At 36.0% G+C, this 7,250-nt stretch carries 10 protein-coding genes and 1 pseudogene; all 11 read right to left on the reverse strand.

Features of this window, described 5'->3' with window-relative positions; all coding sequences use genetic code 11:
• Positions 1–26: 26 nt before the first annotated feature.
• Entirely contained in the window at positions 27–188 is a 162-nt protein-coding gene (locus EVI01_RS12950) for a hypothetical protein (protein WP_010725234.1), read from the reverse strand.
• Positions 185–502: a VRR-NUC domain-containing protein gene (locus EVI01_RS12955; protein ID WP_002329414.1), complete on the reverse strand. Its 318-nt coding sequence runs from the start codon at positions 500–502 to the stop codon at positions 185–187. Before EVI01_RS12955 ends, EVI01_RS12950 begins: the two co-directional genes overlap by 4 nt.
• A 315-nt stretch (positions 503–817) precedes the next feature.
• On the reverse strand, positions 818–3,154 hold the full coding sequence (locus tag EVI01_RS12960; RefSeq protein WP_146811721.1) for a phage/plasmid primase, P4 family: 2,337 nt from the start codon (positions 3,152–3,154) through the stop codon (positions 818–820).
• Complete coding sequence (locus EVI01_RS12965; RefSeq protein ID WP_002347055.1) at positions 3,154–3,660, reverse strand: DUF669 domain-containing protein; 507 nt, start codon at positions 3,658–3,660, stop codon at positions 3,154–3,156. The genes EVI01_RS12960 and EVI01_RS12965 overlap by 1 nt, the downstream gene beginning before the upstream one ends.
• Before the next feature lie 17 nt (positions 3,661–3,677).
• Positions 3,678–5,201, reverse strand: coding sequence for a DEAD/DEAH box helicase (locus EVI01_RS12970; protein WP_146811722.1), 1,524 nt, complete (start codon positions 5,199–5,201; stop codon positions 3,678–3,680).
• The gene (locus EVI01_RS12975) at positions 5,173–5,883 is read right to left on the reverse strand and encodes an AAA family ATPase (RefSeq protein WP_010721532.1); all 711 of its coding nucleotides are present in this window, start codon (positions 5,881–5,883) and stop codon (positions 5,173–5,175) included. Before EVI01_RS12975 ends, EVI01_RS12970 begins: the two co-directional genes overlap by 29 nt.
• Positions 5,884–5,895: 12 nt before the next feature.
• Positions 5,896–6,375 (reverse strand): siphovirus Gp157 family protein, encoded by a 480-nt coding sequence (locus EVI01_RS12980; RefSeq protein WP_016176870.1) that lies wholly within the window; start codon positions 6,373–6,375, stop codon positions 5,896–5,898.
• Positions 6,308–6,625, reverse strand: coding sequence for a hypothetical protein (locus tag EVI01_RS12985; protein ID WP_146811724.1), 318 nt, complete (start codon positions 6,623–6,625; stop codon positions 6,308–6,310). The genes EVI01_RS12980 and EVI01_RS12985 overlap by 68 nt, the downstream gene beginning before the upstream one ends.
• Positions 6,626–6,685: 60 nt before the next feature.
• Positions 6,686–6,862 (reverse strand): hypothetical protein, encoded by a 177-nt coding sequence (locus EVI01_RS13785; protein WP_186808780.1) that lies wholly within the window; start codon positions 6,860–6,862, stop codon positions 6,686–6,688.
• Positions 6,849–7,088, reverse strand: a complete 240-nt coding sequence (locus EVI01_RS12990) for an excisionase family DNA-binding protein (RefSeq protein WP_104885548.1) — start codon at positions 7,086–7,088, stop codon at positions 6,849–6,851. Before EVI01_RS12990 ends, EVI01_RS13785 begins: the two co-directional genes overlap by 14 nt.
• Before the next feature lie 23 nt (positions 7,089–7,111).
• A pseudogene (locus tag EVI01_RS14195) lies at positions 7,112–7,250 on the reverse strand (phage antirepressor Ant); the annotation flags it as partial.

Below are 7,250 nucleotides of genomic sequence, written 5' to 3' on the forward strand. Positions count from 1 at the left end.
TTTCATTGCTGCTTTCTTATCCACGCTCATTCCTCCAATCTACGAATTTCCCTTCTTAAATTCTCTATGTGCAAATCAATTGCCTTTTTCGCCGTTTCATTGACCATTACTGCCTTTGTCCGCTCCAGTTCGTCAATTTCACGTTGAATGCTTCGAATTCGCATTTGAATCACTTCTTCTGTTGTCATGATGATTCCTCCACAATTTTCAATGCTTCTTCCACTGATCGTGCAACACCATATAGTACAGGTTGCTTTTGCAAAAAATCACCAAACTTCACTTGGTCTGGTCTCAACTTTCCTTTTTCGTTCTTCACTTCAATGGCGAAAAATTTTCCCTCTTTAGTCCATCCAAACAAATCTGGCCATCCTTTGGGCAATCCAGTATCGAACCATCTGCCATCAATCGTCTTCACTTTGCCCACATTGCCTCTATAAACAAAATGACCATATTTGGGTAATTCTCTTCGAATGGCATTTTGTATTTCAATTTCTGCTGTCATAAGCACCTCCTGCTCGGGTAGATAGTATATATACATGGGTAGACAGTTTATAATCGCTCTATCCCTTGTGGTTCTAAGTATTAACCAGTTTGGGTAGACAGTAGACAGTTATTTCTAGGTTGCTTCTGTATTTTTATATATTTCCTTATTTTTATTATTTTATTTACTATATATATAAACTATCCCTACTATCTACCTAACAGTAATGAGCCTTACAGCCTCAAAGGTTTTATCGGGTAGACAGTTTGTAAAAAACTATCTACTTACTATCTACCCAACTGTCTACCTACACACATTTGTGAAACTTTATTTGTTTCACAACCCAGGAACTAATACGTTAAATTCTCTAAACTCTTTTTTTAAATCAATCCCCCGATAAACAACTTTTCCTTTTGATTTTGATTTCTCAAACCTGTCCGCAGCTTTCTTACCAAACTGGGTCTGACTGAATGGATGTTCATTCATATCTCTTGCCCATTTATCGTATGCTTTAAATAGATCCGTTGCCCCGATTGAATAACCAGGTCCTGTTTCGCAACATTCATCTATAAAAGCACCTATAATATCCATTTCTTTTCGATATTCCATTGTAGCTTTCTGAATATCGGCCGGTGGATTCAACCCTTCTCTTTGCCACATCAAACATCCTTCTACTGCCCAATTGAATATTCCTGGCAATTCGCGCATCAATTTTTCTTTCAAATTCTTATCCACTTTATCTAACGGAATTTGTACAGTGAAAGGAATTAATGGTAATCTTCGCCAAATACCATCATCATTTCCTCTGATGATCGGCTTATGATTAGTTGCAAGCCAAATCTTATATTTAGGTTTATAGTCAAACATGTGGCCTCCTTTATAGGATGCTGACACTTTATCTCCGCCAGTTAGTTGTTTGATTAAACCTTCATCCATTCTTACGCCTTCATTTGGCTCCGAGGACGTTACTAGACGTGCGCCATTTAATCGTGCAATATCTTCGTTATGGCCGCTGCTACCACCTTGTTTAACCATCAAGCTCGATGCCTGCATTCCCATGGCATAACTTCCCATTATTTCAGAAATGATATCTAAGAAAACAGATTTACCATTTCTTCCATTACCGAAAAGGATGAACATGACTTGTTCTCTGATCGATGCACTCATAGAATACCCAACAGCTTTTTGAATATAGCGAATCAATTCAGTATTATTGTCAAATATCTGTTCCAAAAACAGCTTCCAACGTGGACAATCACTTTTATCCGTATACTCAGCGTTAGAAATTCGAGTGAACATTTTAGAAATATCGTGTTCATATAAAATGCCATTAGAAAGATCCAAATAACCGTTTTGAGCGTTGAACAGCATATCATCACTATCAAATTCATCAGGAAGTATCGCTACTTGGTGTTTCAACTCACGTGTCATAGCTTCTTTTCCAGCATTGTTTCTGGACCTTCTTAAATGTTTCTCTTTTGCTTCAATATAGGCTTTTTCTTCATCTTCAGTCGCATCTTTAGGTATCGAAACAGGTTCGTTTTTGAATATCTCGATAGTCTGATCTACCCATTTTCGAACGGCACCGATATTGTCTTGTTCCCAATTTTTACCGTTATAAAAATACCAGCATTTATTTACGTAACTGTATTTTGTAAAGGATCCAAACAAATCAAGATATCTTTCTGCATTGCCTGTATCGTCATAGCTATAAAACTTAGTCGGTTTAGTTTCGTCCACAGTGATACCTGGGATGGAAAGAAAATAATCATCAGCTGTTTTTTTGCCAGTATAATGATTTGTATTCTCAGATATGGCTTTATTTAAAAGCCCTATTCCATAGGTTGTCTTTCCGCGTTTCTGATCATATTTGTCTCGAAACAACGAAGACATTCGGAATATTTCATCCATCTTTTGAAAATCTCCAGCAGTCCAAAAAGCTAAATCATTTGCAAATGCTAAATCTGCTTCAGATTGGCTATCATATATTTTTTCCCATCCTCCATCCATGAATAATCTAAAACGATTACCTGTGGAAGAATTCACCGCTGTTTGTATGATCTCGTTGACAGATAAGTCATTTCCATCTGACCAATTACTTTTAGAAAAATCTTGTTTTATTACTGTTTCATTTTCTAAATATCGCTTGTATAAGAAATTCATTTGAATTTCAGGTATCTCATTAATTTCTTCATTATTACCAAAGAAGTTACCTGTAATAGCAAAGAACCTACCTTCGGTATACATTTCGACATTCCCTTTTCTACGTCTTTCTCCAGGGATTGCTGCTTTACCTATAATATGGATTCCCTTGCCACTCATTGATATTTCTGAATATGTTTTTGTAGAATTCATAAAAACATAAACTAAGTTATTTTCTACATCGCCTTGAAGATACCTTTCTAAGTCATCGCCTATATCATCTAAATCAATACCTATATAAGGTGGTTTAAAATAAAAAGCTAGGCCATCTGCATTAAAAGTTGAAACAGCTGAGAGAGCGGTCTTGAAATCAGACCACTTGTTCTCATTTGTACTGCTGCCTAATTCTCCAGTAAACGGATCATAAGGTTTCTTACTCCATTTCCCTCGTTGTTCGTTCCATGAGCGTTTATAAATCCCCCACTGATTTAACTCACGCAACTCTAAGGGAATACGCTCGTAATTATTCATTAGAATGGAAGATCATTATCTGAAATATCAAATGCTGGTGAGGAATTTACAGATTTTTCAGCGTTGTTTTTCTTCCATTGATGTTGGAGTTCTGGAAACTTAGTGGTTTCGAATTTTTTAATATTTGTATTGTCATACGTTTTCCCGTTGTACTCCGATTGTTCGTTCTTTACTTTTACTTTCGCTGGTCTCATAGCAAAATCTTCAAGGAAATTTTCGAATGATTGATATTCCTTTCCATCAGGAAGGCCAAATGATTTCGCTAGTGACATGATCATTCCACGATTATATTTGCCAGTTTCTTTACTTTTCCAAACTCTATGGAAAAGATGACTGTTTTGTCGTGGTTGTTTAATATCATTTCTGATGACCATATCAAAATTAATAAACTCTGTTCCGCCTTTTGAGGCATCTTCCGTAACGTTGAAAATAACTACCTCATAATCTCCGTCTGGTACTGCTCCAAAATCTTGCGCTTCATTGTAATCTACTTTAAATGCTGTCATAATTAATTACCTCTTCCTTAATAAAATGTATTTTTTACCCATTCGGGTTCTTCTTGTTTTGAATCGAGTTTTTCCAAAGCCCATTTATAAGCTCTTAAAATTGATTCCATTGATACATCTTTGATCAACGATAATTCTTCTAATTGATCGATGGAGTAATATTGTCCTTGATAAGTAGTGAGTGAGCCAAACATTTTAAAAAGCGGATTTCCTTTACCTTCAAAACTTACCTTTGCTTTTGCAATTGCATAATTTAATTCTAAAGATTGTTTTTTTGAAAATTTCTTTCTTGAAAGTCGCGCTAGCTTGGCATTTTCTGCATTCAATTCCACCATTTGAACCGCTTCATCAAAAGTAACGGAATTTTCCTTTTCTTTAATTACTATTTCTTGTAAGCAGAATGGGCAATGTGGTTTATTTTCTATCTTTAATAAACTCTTCAGAAGAAATTGCTGTCCACATGTTGAGCAAGTCATTCTAGGCGCTTCGCTGCTACTTCCATTACTCTTCTTTTTCCTCGCGCTTAACGACCATTCAAATTTATCAGTAGGTAAACCTAAGTTAGCTCCGTTCCCAACATGATCTAACACAATCGAAGTCTTATTTTCTCGATATCTCATGCCTCGCATAGACTGTTGTAAATGTAAGACGATTGATTGCGTAGGCCTGCAAAGGATAATCACTCCAACATCTGGTACATTAAATCCTTCGCTGATTAAATCAACATTTGATAATATAGTGATTTTTTTCGATTTGAAATTTGCCATAATATCATCACGTTCTTTGGTAGGTGTTTTTCCATCTGCATGAACCGCATATATTCCATTGTCGTTAAACCATTTAACAATCATCTTGCTTACCTGAATCGTTGGAGCATAAACAATTGCTTGTTGACCATCCGCATATTTTTTATAATTTTCAACAATGTCGCCTTGAATTGTGGCATCTGACTCGAATAATCGTGCAGAACTTTCAGCTTCACGTGACATATTTTTAAAATCTACTTTAGAACGATCAATCAAAGGAATAGAGTACCAACGATAAGGCGCTAGATTGTGCTGATCAATCAACCACTGTATGGATGGTCCTTCTACCATTTCTTCGTATATATCTGTAAATCCTTCCCCGTTGAGTCTGTACGGTGTGGCAGTAAAACCTAATCTAGGAATTTCTTTAAAATGGTTATAGATATCCATATAAGTTTTCGCTTTACCATGATGCCCTTCATCCGTAATTATCAGAGACAGCTTTGGCAATTTATTTAACCTGTTCTTAGCCATTACAGCTGACAATATTATGACTTTTGATAAATCTACTTCATTTTGTTCAAGAGTTTCTCGAATGTTATCTAGTAACTCTCTCCTGTGGGCAAGAAATAGTACTATGCCGCCTTTTCTTGTTGCTAATCGAACAATTTCTGCAATTACAACTGATTTGCCACTTCCTGGTGGCGATTGGATCAATACTCCTTTTTTTCCTTGAGATAGATGTTTTCTGGCTTCTTGAACTAGCTTAATCTGATACGGTCGGAGTTGATACATTCGGTTCACCGCCTATGAAGAACAATTCTTCTGCAGGTGTAGCTTTCCGTTCATCTAGTCTGTTCTTAGCATAAACAGCATCATTACCTTCTAAGATAATCCCTCGATTGCCAGTATCTGGATTGATAATCATTCGCCCAACGATATCAGTCAGACCCATAAGATTATCTCTGACACTATCTCTGATTTGTGGTGCATACTGATTAAATACTTGTCCGCGTTCAGTAGTTATTTCACGCTGATTTTCCCATGCAGTTACTAAAATATTGATGTCTTTTAATAGATAAATGGTAGTCATAATTCGAGCAAAATAGTTCGTCCATTGTGAGTAATCTTGAATTTCATTACTAATTCCATTTTTAGAAGATCTTCCACGTTCTACAAACCAGTCTTTTTCAAAACTTGAAATATTATCGATAACAAGATTGTCATAATTTGCAACTAGTTCAGGAGCCTCTTTAATAAATTCAGTAATGAATTCATGTGGTTTAACACGATCAAACGAGATTACATCCACATTAGGCAAACCTGCTAATACTTTTGAAGAATCATCCATATCCAACACTAAAGTTTTTCCTTTTAAAAATTGAACAAGTGACGTCTTACCTGTACCTGGTTTTGCATAAATCATTATTCTCCAGTCTTTATCACGAAGAATATCTGTTGCGCTTTTAATTTCCACGAATATTGCCTCCTATCTTATCCTCAAACCTTTTGTTTGGACGAGTTCAGCACCAGGAATATCTCCGTGCTTCAGTTCCTCCTTCAATTGCTTTTTATCCAATTTGGGAGGCACAGGGGTAAAGAATCCTTTTGGAATTAAGTTCTCGTTTGTTACATTGACTGATACTGGATTATTTTGAATTCCAATGTTGAATAATTCACCTTTAATCTTCGTTTTACCAGTCTTTTCCATTTCCTCTTGTAAATAGTGTTTGATACTCTTAGCATTGTTCAAAAGCGATGTCTTACGTTCCTGTAGACGTTTAATTTCACTATCGATTAACTCAGCTTTCCCTTCTACTTCTTTAACTATTTTTGCTAAGTTTTCTGCCTTATACTCAATCGCTTCATTAATCGAATCGAGAGTATCGCGAAGAATTTCTTCATCCAATTGTTCTGCCAGTTCCAGGACTTTGATATATGACTCGCTGAGTTGGTAAAGAGTTGCCATTCTTTTGTGCCTCCTTTAATAATTTTGCAATTTGTTCAAAAGCTAGGATTGCTTCATCTAAATCCAATTCCACAGAATCATTAATTTGCTCGAAAGCAAGGTTTGTTTCTTCAATATCACTTGCTTGATAGATACCAATTTTTCCATTGTCATAAAGATCAAATACTAAAATTCCTGACGCATCTATATTGCGCAGTTTGTATTCGTCTTTTAAAAAGATGCGGTCTAGTGTATCCGTTGCAATTAGCATTTACGGTTCATCCCTTTCTGTGGTAAAATATAGAAAGATAGTTTATTTCTTTGGACACGATTATGCTTGCCGGCGGTCGTGTCTTTTTTTGTTTCTATACTCAGCTTCATCAAGACCTATGAAGATCCATACCATGTAAACAATCGTGCCAATTAATGCTTGTTTTCTTCCCCAAATTCCTAAAGCGTATATCATTAGCGGTGCGCTAAACACTAATGCTCGATTAAACTTTCCCATGTTGTCCTCCTTTTAGATACTGATACAAAGCGATACTACTAAACCTCCACTCTCTGCCAACTTTCGCTGCTGGAATCTTTCCAGATTCGGCATCTTTAGTCAGCGTGCGTGTTGTGGTTTTTAAATATTCAGCAGCTTGCTTTGTATCCCACACTTCATTTGCAATCTCAGATTCTGCCAAAGATGCTTTGAGGTCTGAGAGATTAACTAAAGCTAGTTGCTCCATTGATTAATTCCTCCTACCGAATTCTATTTTTCTTTCCATACTCCATACTTAATGGCAAAGTCCTTCACCACAGACAAATAGATTTGCTTTAATTTTTTATCACTTTCGATTACATCTAATTTATTTGTCTTATCTCGCTTGGATTTTGAAACACCTTCACCT

It is taken from the genome of Enterococcus villorum (assembly GCF_007990225.1).
GTDB classification, from domain to species: Bacteria; Bacillota; Bacilli; order Lactobacillales; family Enterococcaceae; genus Enterococcus_B; species Enterococcus_B villorum.